Raw genomic sequence first — 19,077 nt, forward strand, 5'->3', positions numbered from 1 at the left:
AGCTTCTGGGAACGGGCCTTGGCGGTCAGCGCGCGCCAGGCCGGCAGGGCGCGCTCGGCGGCCTCGATGGCACGGCGGGTCTCGGCCGCGCCCAGCTTCGGCACCCGGCCGAGCAGTTCGCCGGTGGCCGGGTTGTGCACGTCCAGGGTCCGGCCGGCGTCGGCGTCCTGCCAGCTACCGTCGATATAGGCCTGCTGGCGCAGCAGGCGGGGGTCGTTCAATTGCACAGTCATGGGCACTCTCGAATCAGGCAGATTGAGTCCGCAGACGCTCGCCGCGTCCACGCAACCATTCCAGGGTCAACAACAGCACGGTGGAAAAACCGATCAGCAGGGTGGCCGCCGCCGCGATGGTCGGGCTCAGGTTCTCGCGGATGCCGCTGAACATCTGCCGCGGCAGCGTGGCCTGCTCGGGCCCGGCGAGGAACAGGGTGACCACCACTTCGTCGAAGGAGGTGGCGAAGGCGAACAGCGCACCGGAAATCATCCCCGGAGCGATCAGCGGCAGGGTCACCCGGCGGAACGCGGTCAGCGGCGAGGCGCCGAGGCTGGCGGCGGCGCGCACCAGGTTGTGGTTGAAGCCCTGCAGGGTGGCCGACACGGTGATGATCACGAAGGGCACGCCGAGCACGGCGTGCATCAGGATCAGCGACAGGTAGCCGTTGCCCAGGCCGAGCGGCGCGAAGAACAGGTAGCTGGCCACGCCGACGATCACCACCGGCACCACCATCGGCGAGATCAGCAGGCTCATCACCAGCGCCTTGCCGCGGAATTCGCCGCGGTTCAGGCCGATCGCCGCCAGGGTGCCGAAGCCCAGGGCCAGGGCGGTGGCCGCGGGGGCGATGATCAGGCTGTTCTTCAGCGAGCGCATCCATTCGGCGGACATGAAGAACTCTTCGTACCAGCGCAGGGAGAAGCCCTGCAGGGGGTAGACCAGGAAGGTGCCGGAGTTGAACGACAGCGGCACGATCACCAGCACCGGCAGGACCAGGAACAGCAGGACCAGGGCGCAGATGACCCGGTGGGAGTAGTGCCAGACGCGTTCGACCGGCGACATGTAGGGACTCAGCATCTCGACCTCCTCAAGCCAGACGCAGGCGGCTCGCGCCGACCAGCCAGCTGTAAACCACGTATAGCACCAGGGTGGCGAGCAGCAGCAGTCCACCCAGGGCGGTTGCCATGCCCCAGTTGATCGAGGTGTTGGTGTAGAAGGCCACGAAGTAGCTGACCATCTGGTCGGTCGGGCTGCCGAGCAGCGCCGGGGTGATGTAGTAGCCGATGCACAGGATGAACACCAGCAGGCAGCCGGCGCTGACGCCCGCCAGGGTCTGCGGGAAGTACACCTTCCAGAAGCTCAGCAGCGGGTGGCAGCCGAGGGAGACCGCGGCGCGCATGTAGGTCGGCGAGATGCCCTTCATCACGCTGTAGATCGGCAGGATCATGAACGGCAGCATGATGTGCACCATGGCGATGTACACGCCGCTGCGGTTGAACACCAGCTGCAGCGGCTGATCGATGATGCCCAGACTCTGCAGCGCGCCGTTGATCAGGCCGCCCGACTGCAGCAGCACGATCCAGGCCGCCACCCGCACCAGGATCGAGGTCCAGAACGGCAGCAGCACCATGATCATCAAGAGGTTGCTCTGCCGGGCCGGCAGGCTGGCCAGCAGATAGGCCAGCGGATAGGCCAGCACCAGGCAGATCGCGGTGATCACCAGGCTCATCCAGAAGGTGCGGGCGAAGATGTCCAGGTAGATCGCCTGGGCCGGGGCCGCCTCGGCCAACTCGCCCAGGTCGTCGATGCGGTGGTCCAGCGCGGCCAGCAGGTAGTACGGGGTGTATTCGCTGGTGTTGCGCCGCAGCACCTGCCAGTAGGCCGGGTCGCCCCAGCGCTCGTCGAGGCGCTCCAGGGCGTCCTTGTAGGAGGCCGGCTCGCTCTTGAACGGCAGCGCCCGGGCGGTCTTGGCGATCAGGCTGCGGTAGCCGGCCAGTTCCATGTTCAGGCGCTTGGACAGGTCGCCCAGGGTCTGATGGCGGCGCGCCTCGGCCAGATCAAGGCTCAGCGCCCGATAGGCCGGCTCGTCCGGCAGCGCCTTGCCGTCCCAGGCGGCAATGGCTTCGACGGTACGCGGCAGGCTGCCCACCACCTCCGGGTTGTGGGTGCTCTTGTAGAGCAGGGCGGCGATCGGCACCAGGAACACCAGCACGACGAACAGCAGCAGCGGCAGGATCAGCGCCTGGGACTTCAGGCGGTTGATCCGCTCGGCGCGGGCCAGGCGTTGTTTCAGGCTGGGGCCGTCGGCAACCTCGGTCATTGGCAGGGTTGTGGTCATGGCCATATCGGACTCCGGAAAAGCGGGGGCTCCCTCACGGCGAGGCGGGGAGCCTTGCGGTCTGTGCTCAGTTGCGTGCGGCCCAGGCATTGAAGCGCTGCTCGAGCTGCTCGCCGTAGTCGGCCCAGAAGGTCACGTCCATCGCAACCTGGTTGGCCAGGTTGGCTTCGCTGGTCGGTAGCTTGGACATCGTCTGCGGGCTCATCAGTTCGACCGCCGACTTGTTCACCGGACCGTAGCTGATGTGCTCGGCGTAGCTCTTCTGCTGCTGCGGCAGCAGGCTGAAGGCGATGAACTTCTTCGCCGCCTCCTGATCCTTGGCCCCTTTCGGGATCGCCCAGGAGTCGAAGTCGTAGACGCCGCCGTTCCAGACCACCTGCAGGTTGCTCTCCTTCTGCACGCTGGCGATGCGGCCGTTGTAGGCCGAGCTCATCACCACGTCGCCGGAGACGAGGAACTGCGGCGGCTGGGCGCCCGCCTCCCACCACTGGATGTGCGGCTTGAGCTGTTCGAGCTTGGCGAAGGCGCGGTCCTGGCCTTCCTTGGTGGCCAGCACGGCGTAGACGTCCTTGGGCGCGACGCCGTCGGCCATCAGGGCGAATTCCAGGGTGTACTTGGCGCCCTTGCGCAGGCCGCGCTTGCCGGGGAATTTCTCGGTATCCCAGAAATCCGCCCAGCCGGTCGGCGCGGTCTTCAGCTTGTCGGCGTTGTAGGCCAGCACCGTGGACCAGACGAAGAAGCCGACGCCGCAGGGCTTGATGGCGCCGTCGATGAAGGCGTCGGGGTTGCCGAACAGTTCCGGGTCGAGCTCCTCGAACAGGCCCTCGTCGCAGCCGCGGGACAGTTCCGGCGTCTCCACTTCCACCAGGTTCCAGGACACGCTGCGGGTGTCGACCATGGCCTTCACCTTGGCCATCTCGCCGTTGTACTCGCCGGCGAGGATCTTGCCGCTGCCGCCCTGCTCCCAGGGCGCGTAGAACGCCTTGGTCTGCGCGATCTTGTTGGCGCCGCCGAAGGAAATCACCGTCAGGTCGGCGGCCATGGCCGGCATTCCGCAGGCAAGAGCCACTGCCAGCAAGGAGGTTTTGAAGGACTTGCTCATGATGCTCACTCCATATGGCGAAAAGGACTCACTGGCTCGCGGCCAGCGGATCGAGGGCGCGGGCGTGTTCGACCTGCCAGCCGATGGGTACGACATCGCCCACCGTCAGGCTCGGGTCGAGCTCGGAAACCGGCTGCTTGAGAAAGAAATCGTTCTGCCCGGCCACTTCCAGGCGGATGCGCACGTGGTCGCCGAGGTAGATGAACTCGGCCACCCGTCCGGAGAAGCGGTTCGGGCAGTCGTGGCTGCGGCCGTTGATGCGCACCCGCTCCGGGCGGATCGACAGGCTCACCGGCTCGCCGACCCGGCCGACCTTCACCGCCAGCGCCGAGACCCGCTCGCCGCGCGCCAGGCCGACCACGCAGCGCTCGCCGTCCTGTTCGAGCAGGCGGCCGTGGAGGCGGTTGTTCTCGCCGATGAAGCCGGCGACGAAGCCGTTGCGCGGCTCCTCGTAGAGGGTGCGCGGATCGGCGATCTGCTGGATCTCGCCCTGGTGGAACACCGCCACCCGGTCGGACATGGTCAGCGCCTCGCCCTGGTCGTGGGTGACGTACACCACGGTGACGCCGAGGCGTTCGTGCAGGTGCTTGATCTCCATCTGCATGTGCTCGCGCAGCTGCTTGTCCAGCGCGCCGAGCGGTTCGTCCATCAGCACCAGCTGCGGCTCGAACACCAGGGCGCGGGCCAGCGCCACGCGCTGCTGCTGACCGCCGGACATCTGCGCCGGGTAGCGCCCGCCGAGGGCCTCCAGCTGCACCATCGCCAGCGCGCGCTTGACCCGCTCGGCGATGTCGGCCTTGCCCATGCCGCGCACGCTCAGGGGGAACGCCAGGTTCTCCGCCACCGTCATGTGCGGGAACAGCGCGTAGTTCTGGAACACCATGCCGATGTCGCGCTTGTGCGGCGGCACGTTGTTCAGCGAGCGGCCGGCCAGGCGGATCTCCCCGGCGGTCGGCGTCTCGAAGCCGGCGAGCATCATCAGGCTGGTGGTCTTGCCCGAACCGGAAGGTCCCAGCAGGGTGAGGAACTCGCCCTTGCGGATATCCAGATTGAGATCCTTGACGATCAGCGACTCGCCGTCATAGCTCTTCTGGACGCCGCGAAAGCTGACCAGCACCTCGCCCGCCCCTGCCGTGTTCGTCTGCCCGTCCATAACCATCCCCTCGTTTGCGTAAATCATGGGTACAGACTAAGGACGGCGGAAAATCCGGTAAATCGGGCGCCAGGAGAGATTTCCATCAACCTTGGAGAGGTTCGCTTGTAGGGATTTCCCTACAAGGAAAACCGGACGCGCAGGCGTGCCGAAGCCCCCGCACGGAGAGCCGTCGGGGGCCGCGAAAGGGCCGGAAAACGGGGCGTTAGACCAGCTTGTGCTCCAGGGCGTAGCGGACCAGATCGGCCATGGAATTGACGTTGAGCTTCTGCATCAGGCGGGCCTTGTGGGTGCTGATGGTCTTGTTGCTGAGCGCCATCTGCTGGGCGATCTCGTTGACGTTGGCGCCCTGCACCAGACGCTCGAACACCGAGAACTCGCGCTCGGACAGGGTCGAATGGGGCGGACGCGAATCGGTCAGGCCGACCTCGAAGACCATGCGGTCGGCCAGGTCCGGATCGATGTAGCGCCCGCCGCCGGCGACCCTGCGGATCGCCGTCAGCAGCAGGGCCGGGTCGCTGTCCTTGGTCGCGTAGCCGGCGGCGCCGACCTTCAGCGCCCGCGCCGCCATCTGCGCCTCGTCGTGCATCGACAGCACCAGGATCGCCGGCGGCCGGTCCATCGCGCGGATCCGCGAGATCGCCTCCAGACCGCTCACGCCGGGCATGGAGAGGTCCAGCAGCACCACCTCGCAGGCGGTCTGGCGCAGGTTCTCCAGCAACTGCTCGCCGTTGCAGGCCTCGCCGACCACGGACAGGTCGCTGGCCATGCCGATCAGCTGCTTGATGCCCTCGCGGACGATGGTGTGGTCTTCGGCGACCAGGACCCGAATCACGTACTGCTTCTCCTGCTACTGCTACCCGGCCTCGGCCAGGGTCGATGGATTGTTCAGCGGCACCCTGACGGTCAGGGTGGTGCCCTCGCCCGGACGGCTGTCGATGGCGAGGGTCCCGTTGAGCATCAGGGCCCGCTCGTGCATGCCGACCAGCCCGAACGATCGCGGGCGCTCGCCGTTCACTGCAAAACCCCGGCCATCGTCGCCGATGGTCAGGCACAGGCTCTCCCCCTCGACCTCCAGGCGCAGCTCCACGGTATGCGCCTGGGCGTGGCGAGCGATGTTGGTCAGGGCCTCCTGGAGGATGCGGAACAGGCCCACGGCCTTGCCGTCGGCCAGCGCCGGCAGGTTCTCCGGCACCTCCAGCAGACAGGGGATCTGCGTCCGTTCCTCGAAGCGCCGCGCCTGCCATTCGATGGCCGAGGCCAGCCCGGCGTCGAGGATCGGCGGGCGCAGCGCGCTGGCCACGTCGCGCACCAGTTGGAACAGCTGGGCGATCTGCCGCTTCATGTTGCCCAGGCGCTCGCGCAGCCCCGGATCGAGGCTGGCGTAGCTCAGCTCGCACATGGAGGTTTCCAGCTTGAGGCCGGTGAGCACCTGGCCCAGTTCGTCGTGCACCTCGCGGGCGATGTGCGCCTTCTCCTCCTCGCGCACGCTCTCCAGATGCGCTGACAGTTCGCGCAGCTGCGCCCGCGACTCGGCCAGCGCCAGCTCGGCGCGCTTGTTCGCGCTGATGTCCCAGACGATGCCGTCCCAGACCACCTCGCCGTCGGCCGGGCAGCGGGCGGTGGCCTTGATGTCGACCCAGCGCTGCTCGCCGGAGCGGGTGACGAAGCGCCCCTGCCAGTGCCAGTCGTGGCAGCCGTCGAAGGCCCAGGCCTGAGTGCGCTGGTAGTGCACCCGGTCGTCGGCGCGCACCAAATTGAGGAGCCCGAAGCCGGGCTGGAGCAGGACCGCCGCCGGATAGCCGACCAGCCCCTCGCTGCCCTCGCCGATGAAGGCGAATTCCACCGGCGATCCGGGACTCTGCCGCTCCAGGCGGAACACCAGCCCCGGCACGTTGGCGGCGATGCTCTGCAGCTGCGCCTCGCTCTCCTGCAGGGCGGCCAGGGCGCGGCGGCGCTCGGTGATGTCGCCGAGGAAGACCACCAGGTATTCGGCCTCGCCGTAGCGCAGGAAGCCCAGCGACACCTCGGCCGGCAGCTGGCTGCCGTCGGCGCGGCGATACTCGGTCTCGAAACCGAGCGGGCCGCCGTCGCCGCTGCGCACCCGCTTCCACAGCTCGTGCCAGCGCTCCATGGACAGCGAAGGTTCGAGGTCGCTGAGCGGTCGGTCGATCACCTGACCGGGCAGGTAGCCGAGCATCCGCTCGGCCATGTGGTTCGCGTAGCGCACGCGGCTGTCCCAGTTGATCCAGAGGGTGCCGACCGTGCTGTGGTCGATGGAGAACTTGGCCAGGCGCAGTTCCTCCATGGCCGCGTCGCGCAACTCGACCTCGCGCCGCGCGGCGAGGAGCTGCTCCTCCAGACGGCCGCGCTGGCGACGCAGGGAGAACAGTAGGGCTAGGCAGATCAGCGACAGCAGGCCGAGCAGCAGGCCGACGCTGCGCCAGAAACCGAGGGTCTGCTCCACCCGCGCGTGGCTCGGCTGCTGCAGCCAGCGCCGGTGCAGCTGGTCGAGGGTCTTGGCCGGGATCGCCTGCAGCCCGGCGTCGACGATGACGGCCAGCTGCGGCCAGTCGCGCCGCGAGGCCACGCGCAGCAGCTGCGGCATGCCGATGTCGCCGACGATGGCCAGCTCGGCCAGCTCGGCCTCGCGAGCCACCTGGCCGAGCTGGGCCTCGTCCAGCACGGCGTATTTCGCCTGCCGGCTCAGCACCCGCTGCAGGGCCTCCTGGGGCGAGCCGACCGCCTCCAGGCGCAGGTTCGGGTAGCTGCTGCGCAGGTAGTCGCGCACCGCTTCGGGCACGTCTACGGCCAGCGGCTCCTGGAGCCTGAGCGTCTCCAGATCGAGCGAGCCCAGGCCGTTGCGCTCGCCGACCACTAGGTAGGAGACCCGCAGGTAGGGGTCGGAGAACAGCCAGCGGCGCAGCCCGGCCGGAGTCTGGCCGAGGCCCGGCGCCAGGTCGATGCTGCCGGCGTCGAGCGCGGACTCCAGGGCCTCCTGGGTCTGGAAGGTCTGCCACTGCAGCCGGACGTTCAGCGCCGCGGCCAGCTGCTCCATCAGCTCGACGTTGGCGCCGTAGAGATTGCCTTGACGGCCGTCGATCTGCGCGTAGGGCGCCCGCAGGACCGTCCCGACCCGCCACTGCCCGTGCGCCTCCAGCCAACGCCGCTGCGCCGGCTCGAGCTTCACCGGCGTCCCGGTCCCGGCCGCCTCGGCGCCGAACGGCAGGCACGGCAGCAGGAGCAGGAGCAACCGGCAGAGGGCAAGAAGGCGAACGAAGGGGGCGGATCGCCCCCGCGCAGCAGAGGCCGGTGTCGTCATGAAGGTCGCGGGCACGGGAACATCCGAAGTGAAAAGCGGTGGGCGGGACAGGCGAAGTGCCAAGCCTAGCCGTAGTGCCGCCGCCCGCTCAACGCCCGCGCCTCGCCGGGGCCGGGATGGCCCGCCTCAGAGCACGTAGTAACGCACCGCGACGAAGTGCATGGCGCTGCCGCTGACGACGAACAGGTGCCAGATGCCATGCCAGTGGCGGAAGCGCTCGTCGAAGGCGTAGAAGAGGATCCCCACGGTGTAGAACAGCCCGCCGGCCACCAGCCAGGAGAAGCCGGCGATGCCCAAGCCGGCGAGCAGCGGCTCGACCGCCACCAGGACTATCCAGCCCATCACCGCATAGATCACCACGGACAGCACCCGCGCCTCGGAGCGCGGCTTGATCTCCTGCAGCATGCCGATCACGGCCAGGCTCCAGACCACGCCGAACAGCGACCAGCCCCAGACTCCGCGCAGGGTCACCAGGCAGAACGGCGTGTAGCTGCCGGCGATCAGCAGGTAGATGGACAGGTGGTCGAGCTTGCGCAGGATAGCCTTGGCCCGCCCGCGCACGCTGTGGTAGGTGGTGGAGACCGTGTAGAGCAGCGTCAGGGCGCCGCCGTAGACCGCCACGCTGACCAGCCTGAGCGGCTCGCCGTCCCGCGCCAGCGCGAGCATCCAGACCGCACCCATGGTGGACAGGATGGCGCCGACCAGATGGGTCCAGGCATTGAAGCGTTCTCCTTGGTACATGTGTCTCTACCTCCACGCGTCCGTGATTGCGCGAATGTCCCGGCCGGCGCGGCAGACGCCGGGCCAAGGCGGAGCCGTCCTGCGGCGATCCGACGCAGGCTCCACTTGCTTAACCTTAGCTCGAAGATGCCGCGGGTTCCGCTCGGAAAAGCGCCACCAGCCAGTCGATGAAGACCCGCAGCCGCGGCGTCAGGTGGCGGTGATGGGGATAGAGCACGGTCATCGGCAGGGGCGGCGGGCGGTGCCGCGGCAGGACCTCGACCAGGCTGCCGGCGGCCAGCTGGCGGGCGACGTGGTAGTGCGGGACCTGCACCAGCCCCAGTCCCGCCTCGCAGGCCGCGACGTAGGACTCGCCGTTGTTGACCGCCAGCCGCGCCGGCAAGGTCAGGGGGCGCAGGCATCCGTCCACCGTGAACTCCAGCGGCAGCACGCGGCCGCTGGTGGCCGACAGGTAGTCGACGCACCAGTGCCCGTCGAGCGCCTCCGGATTGTCCGGCACGCCGTGGCGGGCCAGGTAGCCGGGGCTGGCGCAGGTCAGCTGGAGCTGCGGCGGCAGGCTGCGGGCGACCAGGGTGGAATCGTGCAGCTCGCCGATCCGCACCACGCAGTCGACGCCTTCGCGGACCAGGTCGATCATCCGGTCGCCGATGCCGATCTCCAGGGTAATCTCCGGGTAGCGCGCGTAGAAATCCGGCAGGGCCGGAATCACCACCAGACGGCCGAGCGAGGGCGGCAGGTCGATCTTCAGCCGCCCGCGCGGATGGCTGGCAGTCTGCGACAGGGCGCTCTCCGCCTCCTCGATCTCTGCCAGGATGGTCTGGCAATGCCGATGGTAGGACCTGCCGTCCAGAGTCGGGCTGACCTGACGGGTGGTACGCTGCAGCAGGCGCACGCCGAGATGGTTCTCCAGCTGCTTGACCAGCGCCGTGGCCGAGGCGCGGGACATGCCGAGCTGGTCGGCGGCCCGGGTGAAGCTGCCGAGCTCGACGATGCGGACGAAAAGTTGCATGGCCTGCAGACGATCCATGACGGCGACCATTGTTCGGATGATCCGAACAGTGTTGCCATCCGCCGCCGATTTATCAATTCCGGTACCGCCAATACCATCGAACACCAGCCGGCGGCCAAGGCTCTTCGCCGTCACGGCCTTCGCATGACGATCCTGGATGGAAGCCCCACATGGCGCACAAAGATCTTTCGCTCTCCGCGATCACCGCCGGCTTTCTCGCCGTGCTGATCTCCTACTCCGGCCCGCTGGTGATCTTCTTCCAGGCGGCCGAAAGCGCCGGCGTCTCGCCGGCCATGATGTCGTCCTGGGTCTGGGCGATCTCGATCGGCGCGGCCGTGTCCGGCATCTTCCTCAGCTGGCGCTACAAGGTGCCGGTGGTCACCGCCTGGTCGACGCCGGGCACCGCCCTGCTGGTGACGCTGTTCCCCGGGCTCAGCCTGAACCAGGCGGTCGGCGCCTACCTCAGCGCCGCTGCGATCCTCTTCCTGATCGGCGTCTCCGGCTGCTTCGAGCGCATCGTGCGGGCCATCCCCAGGGGCATCGCCAGCGCCATGATGGCCGGCATCCTGTTCCAGTTCGGCCTGGGCGCCTTCCGCTCGGTGGAATCCATGCCGCTACTGGCCTTCTGCATGATCGGCGCCTACGTGCTGCTCAAGCGCCTGTCGCCGCGCTACTGCCTGGTCCTGCTGCTGGTGGTCGGCGTGGCCCTCTCCGCCTGGCTCGCCGGCAGCAGCCTGGAGGGCGTCGAGCTGAAGCTGGCCGCGCCCGCCTTCATCGCCCCCGAATGGACCTGGAACTCGACCCTGAGCCTGGCCATCCCGCTGGTGCTGGTCAGCCTGACCGGGCAGTTCCTCCCCGGCATGGCCATTCTGCGCCACGCCGGCTACGAGATGCCGGCCCGGCCGCTGCTCGTCACCCTCAGTCTGAGCTCGCTGGCGGTCGCCTGCTTCGGCGGCATCACCACCGTGGTCGCCGCCATCACCGCCGCCCTGTGCACCGGCAAGGACGCCCACGAGAACCCGGACAAGCGCTACATCGCCGGAATCGCCAACGGCGTCTTCTACCTGCTCGGCGGCTGTTTCGCCGGCACCATCATCCTGCTCTTCGACGCCATGCCTCGGGAATTCGTCGCGGTGCTGGCCGGCCTGGCGCTGATCGGCGCGATCGGCGCCAACCTGACGGGCGCCGTCGAGGAGGCGGAGCACCGCGAGGCGTCGATGATCGCCTTCCTCGCCACCGCCTCGGGCATGAGCTTCTTCGGCCTGGGTTCGGCCTTCTGGGGCGTGGTCATCGGCTGCGCCGCGCACCTGGTGCTGCACGGCAGCGGCTGGCGCCTGCGCCTGTCCGGCCTCGCCCTGCCGGGCAAGGACTGACCGGCCGCGCCGACCTCGACGCAAACCACCACCATCCAGGAGGACTCCATGCCCAACGTCGTTTTCATCACCGGCGCCACGTCAGGCTTTGGCCGGGCCTGCGCCATCCGCTTCGCCGCGGCCGGCTGGTCGCTGATCCTCACCGGGCGCCGCGCCGAGCGGCTGGACGAGCTGAAGGAGCAGTTGGGCGGCCAGGTGCCGGTGCACGTGGCGCCGCTGGACGTGCGCGACCACGCAGCAGTGCGGGCGCTGGTCGAGGGCCTGCCGGCCGAGTTCAGGGCGGTGAAGGTGCTGATCAACAACGCCGGCCTGGCCCTCGCCCCCGGCCGCGCCCAGGAGGTGGACCTGAACGACTGGCACACCATGATCGACACCAACGTCACCGGCCTGGTCAACGTCACCCATGCCCTGCTGCCGAGCCTGATCGAGAACGGCGCTGGCGCAAGCATCGTCAACCTGGGCTCGGTCGCTGGCCAGTGGCCCTACCAGGGCAGCCACGTGTACGGGGCGACCAAGGCCTTCGTCCGCCAGTTCAGCTACAACCTGCGTTGCGATCTGCTGGGCACCGGGGTACGGGTCACCGACGTCGCTCCGGGCCTCGCCGAGAGCGAGTTCACCCTGGTGCGCACCGGCTGGAACCAGGAGGCCTACGACAAGCTCTACCGCGATACCACCCCGCTGCAGCCGGAGGATATCGCCGAACAGGTCTTCCACGTCGCCACCCTGCCGCCGCACATCAACATCAACCGCCTGGAGATCATGCCGGTACGCCAGGCCTGGGCCGGCTTCGCCATCGACCGCGACTGAGCCGCGCGTCTCAGAGCTCGTTGCCGTTGCGCGCCGGATCGCCCTCCCCGGCCAGGGCGATGCCCTCCGGCCGGCACGGGCGGAACAGGTCGCGCTGCGGCTGGTAGGCGTCGGTCCGCACGGCCATCAGGCCGAGGACCGAGTGGAACAGGTTGTCGTGGGACAGCGGTGCGGCGCGGCGCTTTTCGAGGCAGGCGCTGCGGATGCCCTCGCGCCGCTGCAGTCCCTCGGACAGCCAGAGGATCATCGGGATGTGCTTCTGCTCGTCCGGGGCCATGGCATAGGGCAGGCCGTGCAGGTAGATGCCGTTCTCGCCCAGGGATTCGCCGTGGTCGGAAAGGTAGAGCATGGCCGTGTCGAAGCGTGCGGCGTTGCGTTCGAGCAGCTCGATGGTGCGCTTGAGCACGTGGTCGGTGTAGAGCAGCGAGTTGTCGTAGGCGTTGACGATGCTCTGCGGCGTGCAGCGGTCCAGCTGGCTGTCGGCACAGGCCGGGGCGAAGCGAGCGAAGGCCGGCGGATAGCGCTTGAAGTAGGCCGGGCCGTGGCTGCCCTTCATGTGCAGCACCACCACGGCGTCGCGCTCCAGCCGGTCCAGATGGTCCTGCAGGCCGACCAGCAGGGCCTCGTCGTGGCACGCGCCGTCCCGGCACAGCTCCGGCAGTTGCAGGGCGGCGATGTCCTCGCTGGGCACCCGGTCGCAGGCGCCCTTGCAGCCGGAATTGTTGTCGCGCCAGAGCACGGCGACGCCGGCGCGCTGCAGCACGTCCAGCAGGCCCTCACGGCTCTTGGCGTAGGCGTCCCGGTAGCCGTCGCGGCCGACGTCGAGGAACATGCAGGGCACCGAGGTCGCGGTGGCGGTGCCGCAGGAGCGGACCTCGGTGAAGCTGACGACCCGGGCGGCGGCCAGCTCCGGGTTGGTCGGGCGGCCGTAGCCGTTGAGCGAGAAGTTCGCCGCCCGCGCCGTCTCGCCGACCACCAGCACGGTGAGCCTGGGCTTGCCGGCGCCGCCGGCGGGCAGCACCCGGTGGGCGTCGGCGCCGACCACCTGCAGTCTGGCCGGGGTCTGCAGTTGGCGGCTCGCGTAGCTGTGCACGGCGCCCACCAGGTTGGAGGGGGTCAGCAGCAGGCGCAGTTCGCGGTGGTTGCGCACCAGCGAGGCGTAGGGCTGGTACAGGCTCAGGACGATGCCGCCGATGCCGGCGAGGGCGAAGGCGATGCTGCCGAGCTTGAGCGCCAGCTCGCGCCGCCACGGGCCGACGACCAGGTGCACGCGGCCGAGCAGCAGCACCGGCAGCACGCCGAAGGCGCCGATCCACAGCAGCATCCGCCCGTTGACCAGCTCCAGCGCTTCGCCGCGGTCGGTCTGCAGCACGTTGGCGAGCATGTCGCCGTCGATCAGGACGCCGTAGCTGTGGATGAAATAGCTGGCCGTCGCCGCTAGCAGCATCAGCGCGCCCAGCACCGCCCGGGTCGCCCTCCCCCAGGCCAGCAGGCTGAGCAGGCCGAACAGCCAGAGCCAGACGAACAGCGGCAGGCTGAGCAGGAACAGCGGGTTGTCGTTGTCCAGGCCGCCGACGCCCTGCCACACCGTGCGCCAGAACGGCAGGTTGGTGCCGAGCATCAGCCACAGGGCGACGAGCATGGTCAGGACAGTGCGGCTGGTACTCAGGGGCCGGCGGGGCGGGACCTTCTCAGGCATGTCGACCTCCCGGGCCGGGCGGCGAGGACTGCGGCGGAAAGCGGCGGACGGCTGGCTCACGGGCAGGCTCCGGGGAACGAAGACCAGGGACGGCGCCGACCGGAACGGCCACGGCGATCAGAGGACTACGATAAAGGAGCGCCCGTGAAAAAGCGGTAAAGGATCCGTGACACTGGCGGGAAACTGTCGCCCATCCCTAGACGACCGATCAGCGGCGGGTGCCGGGAGTCACTCCCAGCGCCCCGGCGAGTAGGAGAACACCGGCAGCGACCAGGACCAGCGGATCGCCGCCAAGCGCAGGGCCAGACCGAAGCCGAAGGCCGCCAGCATGGTGATATCGGCGTCGACGCCCAGCTCGATCAGCAGCAGATAGAGCATGGCCACCAGCATCGACACGCTGGCGTACAGCTCGTGGCGCAGCACCACCGGTACGCGCTGGCAGAGGATGTCGCGCAGGATGCCGCCGAAGATGCCGGTGATCATCCCGGCCATGATCACCACCGGGGTCGAGTACTTCAGCTCCAGGGCCACGTTGCAGCCGATCACGGTGAAAGCGATCAGGCCCATGGCGTCCAGCACCAGGAAGATCTTGTACAGATGGCGCATGTAGCGCGCGACCAGCATGGTGCACAGGCCGGCGGAGATGGTCAGGTAGATGTAGGCGGGATGCTGCGTCCAGGACACCGGATAGTGTCCCAGCAGCATGTCCCGCACGGTTCCGCCGCCCAGGGCGGTGACGAAGGCGATCAGGCCCACGCCGAACATGTCCATATTGCGCCGGCCGGCCGCCAGGGCACCGGACATGCCCTCGGCGGTGATCGCGACGATGTAGATATAGGTCAGCACCACGGACTCCACTTGCAAACGGATCCCGGCAGACGTTGCCGGAACCTCTCAGCGACTCTTCGGCTGGCGAGACCAGCCATCCCAGGTTCCTGGCGCTCCGCTCGTCGGCGCAGGGCGCGGCTCTGGTGGAGCGGCGCCGGGGCGAGTGCTGTTTCTGCTTTTGCTGATAGGAAGCAAAACGCTATCGAAAGGGCCGAGATTTCGGCCCTTCGCTGCGGGGTGACAGGATGGCGGTGCGGATTCTCCACCCTGGGCCCCCGGCCAGCAAGCCCCACTACCGAAGGGGCGATGCCGACCGGGGCGACGCCTCAGCTATCCGAGTCGCGGGCGGCGGCCAGCAGGCTGGCCACCTGCTTCGGCCGGCAGTTCAGATAGAGCGAGGAGGCCAGCCATTTCTGGTCCGGGTAGTAGGAGAACATGAATTGCCCCCCCTTCAGGCTGTCGACCACCATCCGCGCCACTTCCGGACGAACGGCAGGACAACCGAAGCTGCGACCTATGCGACCCTGCCGCTTGATCCAGGCCGGATTCACGTAGTCGGCCGGGTGGATGACGATGTCCCGCTCGCGGGCGCGGTCGTTGATCCCCGGTTCCAGGCCGTCGATCCGCAGGGAATAGCCGTGGCTGCCGAGGTAGCTCTCCTGGGTGCGGAACAGGCCCAGGCTCGACTGGTGGCTGCCATCCAGGTTGGAGAAGCGGGTGGCGTAGTCCTCCCCCGACTTCTGCCCGTGGGCGACGAAGTCCTCGAGCAGCAGGCTCTTGCGCCGCAGGTCGAAGATCCACAGGCGGCGCTGCGAGGACGGCAGCGAGAAGTCGATGACCGCCAGGCGCTGCGCCGGCTCGGAGCCGTTGTTGACGGCGCACTGCATGGCCGCCACGGCGCTGCGCAGCACTTCCTTGTTCAGCTTGGGTGCAGCCTTGGCCAGGCTGTCGGCCAGGGGGATGGAAACCTGCGCCGCATCGGCGAAGGAGACGGAGAAGAGAACGGCAAGACTGGCTACGGTCGGCAAAAGGCGCCGAAGAAAGGAAGTAGTCATGAAAAGGAAAGCCTCTTGATGGATTTTCGCACGTCCTGTCGCCGTCCTGGCTCGACTGCGTATGATGAACCGCACCGGCACTGTCTGGCCTGCCGCTTATGTTGGTTTTGTTTAACAGGCCGTTTTGGAGCGCTGTAATTGTATAAAAAATGCACACCCCTGTTAATCGGTCTGTTCGTCGCAGCCCAGCTGATACACCCCCAAGCACCCCAGGCAGCCCCGGACCACCTCGACCAGGACGAGGCCATCCGCCTCGAGCTGGAGCAGCCGCAGCTGACCTGCACCACCCCCGCCGTACCACTGGATCAGTCTAGCCGGGAAGCGCTGACAGCCTTCTACCACCAGTTCGACTTCCAGGCAGTCTGGCGCAAGTCTGCCAGATTGAGGCAACTGCTGGGCCAACTCGAGCAACTGGCCGACGACGGGCTCGATCCGGCGACCTACCATGTCGAGGCCCTGCGCCAGCTCGCCGGCGACGAGGCCACCGCGCCGGACCAGGATGCCTGCACCGAGGTCCTCGCCACCCATGTCTACCTGCAGGCGTTGCACCACCTCGGCAACGGCCGCCTCGACCCGGCCGGTCTGGAGCCGATCTGGCACGCCTACAGCAGCCACACGGCGACTCCGCCGGCGCTGTTCCCGGCCTTCGCCGTGACCGAGCTGGACGACCTGCCCGCGGCCTTCGAGCGTGCCCGTCCGTCGCTGGAGTCCTACCAGGCGCTGCGCCGCGCCTATGCGGCCCGCCGCCAGGACCCGCCGGGGCCCTGGCCGCAGGTGCCCGAGGGCAAGGTGCTGCAACCGAGCATGACCGACCCGCGCATCCCCGTGCTGGAGCGCCGGCTCGCCGCCGAGGGCTATCTCACCGAGAAACGCCGGCGCGGCGAACCCGCCGATCGCTATACCGGTCGTCTGGTCGATGCGGTGAAGCGCTTCCAGGCGCGCAACAACCTGGACGTCGACGGCGTTCTCGGCCCGGCCACGCTGGCCGCTATGAACGTCATCCCGGCAGCGCGGATGGACCAGCTGCGGGTCAACCTCGAACGCTTCCGCTGGCTGGCCCGGGAGATGGAGCCGACCCTGCTGCTGGTGGACATCGCCGGCGCTCACCTGACCTTCTATCGCGACGGCCAGGCCCTCTGGCAGACCCGTACCCAGGTGGGCCGAGCCGCCCGACCGACGCCGCTGCTCAAGTCGGCGATCACCCACATCACCCTCAACCCGACCTGGACGGTGCCGCCGACCATCCTGCGCGAGGACAAGCTGCCGCACATCCAGCGCGACCCCGGCTACCTGGCCAACCACGGCCTGCGCGTGCTGGACGCCTCGGGCAAGGAACTGAACCCGCGCCGCGTCGACTGGAACAACCCCGGCGGCGTCATGCTGCGCCAGGACCCCGGCCCGCAGAACCCGCTCGGCCAGGTCGCCATCCGCTTCGCCAACCCCTTCTCGGTCTACCTGCACGACACGCCGAGCCAGCAGCTGTTCGCCAAGGAAACACGCACCCTGAGCTCCGGCTGCGTGCGGGTGGAGAAGGCCATGCAGCTGACCGATCTGCTGCTGAGCGAGGCCACCCCGGCCGAACGCGAGCGCATCGTGCAGATTCTCGCCAGCCGCGAGACGCGCAACGTGAAGCTGCCCAGGCCCGTGCCGATCCTGCTGGCCTACTGGACCGCCCAGGTCGACGAGGACGGCGAGCTGGTGTTCAAGGCGGACATCTACGGCCACGACGAGAAGATCCTCGACGCGCTTAAGGGCCAGGACCGCAGCTAGAACTTCACGCCGAGGCTCATGGTCAGGAAGTCCCGGTCCTTCACCGTGCTGTAGCGGCCGCCGAAGAAGTTGGTGTAGGCCAGGCTGGCGCTGTAGGTGTCGCGGTAGTCGGCATCCAGGCCCAGACTGACCGCCTTGCGGCCCTCCTCGAAGTTGCCGCCGGGACTCGGCGAGTAGCCGCTGACGTCGTGGGACCAGGCCAGGCTCGGCTTGAGGTCGACGCCGAGGAAGGCGTCGTTGTAGTCCCAGGTCGCGCGCAGCCGGTAGCCCCAGGAGTCGGCGGTGGTGAAGCCCCGGCTCTCGCAGTAGCGCGCGAGGTTGTCCTGGGCGGCGCCCTGCAGGATCAGGGCGTTCAGCGCCTGGCAGGCGTTCCCCGCCAGCGGGCCGGACCCGAACACCGGGTCGCGGCCGTAGCGCAGCCGGTTCCGGCTCTCCAGGCCGCCGACGTGGGTCCAGCCGACTTCGCCGACCAGGGTCAGGCGGCTGGCGCCCATGACCTCCTCGACGTAATGGGTGAAGGAGGTCTGCAACTGGGTGATTTCCTTGCGCCGGTAGCCGTGCAGGGTCTGCCCCGGGCGCGCCTGCAGCAGCGCCGCCTGCGCGTCTAGCGGGGTCAGGCCGGCACCGAGGATGTCGCTGATGCTGAGCTGCACCGGCGCGTTCGGCCGGTAGCTGATCTCGCCGCGCCAGAGGGTGCCGCTGGGCAGCGTGGAGGAGAAACTCAGGCCGTAGAGGTGGATGTCCTCCGGGTATTCGACGAAGTAGCTCGAGTTGCCGGCCACCAGCAGCGGCGCCTGCCCGGCGGGCAGACCGGCCGCGGCGGCGAAGGTCGCGCGGTCGGCGGCCACGCCGCCGAGGATCGGCAGGCGGCTGTGGTAGTTGATGTAGTAGGCGCCGAAGTCGGTGTCCAGCGGCTCGGCGAAGTAGTGCACGGCCAGCCCCCACTGCCCGCCGTCGCCGGCCTTGCGGTCCTTGCCGCGGGGCACGACGACGCCCTCGTCCGGATCGCCCCAGGTCACGCCGCCGGCCTGCAGCTGGGCGATCGCCGCCGGGGACAGCGCGCTCTGCCGGCTCAGCACCGCCAGGTTGGCGTCGCAGCCGGCGGCCATCACGTCGGACTGGGAGAAGAAGGTGCCGCAGTTGTCCACCGCCGTCCGCTTCCAGGTCAGCTGGTAGAAGGCCTCCATCGACAGGGCGTCGCTCAGGTTCTGCGACAGGTGCAGCAGGTTGACCGGCAGTAGGCCGTCCTTGAACTCGGCGCCGGGACGGCGGAAGGCGCTCACGTCTATCGGGTTGATCGCGCCGATGCCGCTCTGCAGGAAGGCGCTCTCGCCCCAGTTGACCACCTGGCGGCCGAGGCGCACCGAGCCCGGCTGCTCGCCGATGCGGTAGTGGCGGTAGGCATAGGCGTCGAGCAGGCGCGCCCCGGCTGCCCGGGCGGTCTCCTGGCGGCCGCCGTTGTCGATGTCCTTGAACGGGCGCCCCCCGTCCATCAGCTCGAAGTCGTACCAGTAGCGGCCGCTGACGAAGAGGCCGCCCTCCCCGCGCTTCAGCTCCAGCTCGTGGGTGCCCTTGAACAGCTTGGAGAAGGTCTCGCCGCTGCGGAAGTTGAGGCGGCCGTCGTCGGAGATCGAGGCCAGCCCGTGGCCGCCGTTGCCGGCGCCGATCAGGTCCTTGTCCGCCCCGGCCGTCGCCCAGCTGGCGCCGATCGACAGGCGGGTGTCGAGCTGCCCCTCGATCTCGCCGATGTTGAAGGTCACGGCCGCCGCCGGCGACGCCAGCAGGGCCATGCCGACGGCCAGCGGCAGCCCGGTCAGGGACCTGAGCGGATGGGGTGGTGTCATGCGGAAATCCAGAACGACTCGGGAAGGAAAAGCTCGTGTCTC

At 68.7% G+C, this 19,077-nt stretch carries 16 protein-coding genes; 3 read left to right on the forward strand and 13 right to left on the reverse strand.

From position 1 onward, the window contains the following. From ACFOJE_RS11165 to ACFOJE_RS11205, 9 genes are all read right to left on the reverse strand, one after another. The coding region (locus tag ACFOJE_RS11165) for an aldehyde dehydrogenase family protein (protein ID WP_377814476.1) at positions 1-227 on the reverse strand (227 nt) is incomplete at its 3' end. Positions 228-246: 19 nt separating this feature from the next. Continuing rightward, positions 247-1,071: an ABC transporter permease gene (locus ACFOJE_RS11170; RefSeq protein WP_377814424.1), complete on the reverse strand. Its 825-nt coding sequence runs from the start codon at positions 1,069-1,071 to the stop codon at positions 247-249. Between the two features lie 10 nt (positions 1,072-1,081). Then, complete coding sequence (locus ACFOJE_RS11175; protein WP_377814478.1) at positions 1,082-2,332, reverse strand: ABC transporter permease; 1,251 nt, start codon at positions 2,330-2,332, stop codon at positions 1,082-1,084. 67 nt (positions 2,333-2,399) lie between these two features. After that, positions 2,400-3,434, reverse strand: a complete 1,035-nt coding sequence (locus tag ACFOJE_RS11180; protein ID WP_377814425.1) for an ABC transporter substrate-binding protein — start codon at positions 3,432-3,434, stop codon at positions 2,400-2,402. A 28-nt stretch (positions 3,435-3,462) separates the two neighbouring features. After that, positions 3,463-4,587 carry an ABC transporter ATP-binding protein gene (locus tag ACFOJE_RS11185; protein WP_377814426.1) on the reverse strand — a complete coding sequence of 375 codons (1,125 nt, stop codon included), beginning with the start codon at positions 4,585-4,587 and terminating at the stop codon, positions 3,463-3,465. A 205-nt stretch (positions 4,588-4,792) separates the two neighbouring features. Beyond that, a complete protein-coding gene (locus tag ACFOJE_RS11190; RefSeq protein WP_377814427.1) occupies positions 4,793-5,422 on the reverse strand; it encodes a response regulator in 630 nt (209 codons plus the stop codon). A gap of 21 nt (positions 5,423-5,443) precedes the next feature. After that, positions 5,444-7,909 (reverse strand): PAS domain-containing sensor histidine kinase, encoded by a 2,466-nt coding sequence (locus ACFOJE_RS11195; RefSeq protein WP_377814479.1) that lies wholly within the window; start codon positions 7,907-7,909, stop codon positions 5,444-5,446. Between the two features lie 126 nt (positions 7,910-8,035). Then, on the reverse strand, positions 8,036-8,650 hold the full coding sequence (gene trhA, locus ACFOJE_RS11200; protein ID WP_377814428.1) for a PAQR family membrane homeostasis protein TrhA: 615 nt from the start codon (positions 8,648-8,650) through the stop codon (positions 8,036-8,038). A 115-nt stretch (positions 8,651-8,765) separates the two neighbouring features. Then, complete coding sequence (locus tag ACFOJE_RS11205) at positions 8,766-9,677, reverse strand: LysR family transcriptional regulator (protein ID WP_377814429.1); 912 nt, start codon at positions 9,675-9,677, stop codon at positions 8,766-8,768. Between the two features lie 152 nt (positions 9,678-9,829). Here ACFOJE_RS11205 and ACFOJE_RS11210 point away from each other — a divergent pair, with 152 nt between their 5' ends. After that, positions 9,830-11,032, forward strand: coding sequence for a benzoate/H(+) symporter BenE family transporter (locus ACFOJE_RS11210; RefSeq protein ID WP_377814430.1), 1,203 nt, complete (start codon positions 9,830-9,832; stop codon positions 11,030-11,032). A gap of 48 nt (positions 11,033-11,080) precedes the next feature. After that, on the forward strand, positions 11,081-11,839 hold the full coding sequence (locus ACFOJE_RS11215; RefSeq protein ID WP_377814431.1) for an SDR family NAD(P)-dependent oxidoreductase: 759 nt from the start codon (positions 11,081-11,083) through the stop codon (positions 11,837-11,839). A 10-nt stretch (positions 11,840-11,849) separates the two neighbouring features. On the opposite strand, the gene ACFOJE_RS11220 is transcribed toward ACFOJE_RS11215, so the two are convergent. From ACFOJE_RS11220 to ACFOJE_RS11230, 3 genes are all read right to left on the reverse strand, one after another. After that, positions 11,850-13,538 carry a phosphoethanolamine transferase gene (locus tag ACFOJE_RS11220; protein WP_377814432.1) on the reverse strand — a complete coding sequence of 563 codons (1,689 nt, stop codon included), beginning with the start codon at positions 13,536-13,538 and terminating at the stop codon, positions 11,850-11,852. Positions 13,539-13,766: 228 nt separating this feature from the next. Continuing rightward, complete coding sequence (locus ACFOJE_RS11225; protein ID WP_377814480.1) at positions 13,767-14,387, reverse strand: trimeric intracellular cation channel family protein; 621 nt, start codon at positions 14,385-14,387, stop codon at positions 13,767-13,769. 305 nt (positions 14,388-14,692) lie between these two features. Continuing rightward, positions 14,693-15,421, reverse strand: a complete 729-nt coding sequence (locus ACFOJE_RS11230; protein ID WP_377814433.1) for a murein L,D-transpeptidase catalytic domain family protein — start codon at positions 15,419-15,421, stop codon at positions 14,693-14,695. Positions 15,422-15,559: 138 nt separating this feature from the next. Between ACFOJE_RS11230 and ACFOJE_RS11235 the strand changes: the two genes are divergently transcribed. Beyond that, positions 15,560-17,191 carry a L,D-transpeptidase family protein gene (locus ACFOJE_RS11235; protein WP_377814435.1) on the forward strand — a complete coding sequence of 544 codons (1,632 nt, stop codon included), beginning with the start codon at positions 15,560-15,562 and terminating at the stop codon, positions 17,189-17,191. Here the strand turns inward: ACFOJE_RS11235 and ACFOJE_RS11240 are convergent. Continuing rightward, a complete protein-coding gene (locus tag ACFOJE_RS11240) occupies positions 17,188-19,035 on the reverse strand; it encodes a DUF1302 domain-containing protein (protein WP_377814436.1) in 1,848 nt (615 codons plus the stop codon). The genes ACFOJE_RS11235 and ACFOJE_RS11240 overlap by 4 nt on opposite strands. Positions 19,036-19,077: the final 42 nt, after the last annotated feature.

The organism is Azotobacter bryophylli, from assembly GCF_042643485.1.
GTDB lineage: Bacteria > Pseudomonadota > Gammaproteobacteria > Pseudomonadales > Pseudomonadaceae > Azotobacter > Azotobacter bryophylli.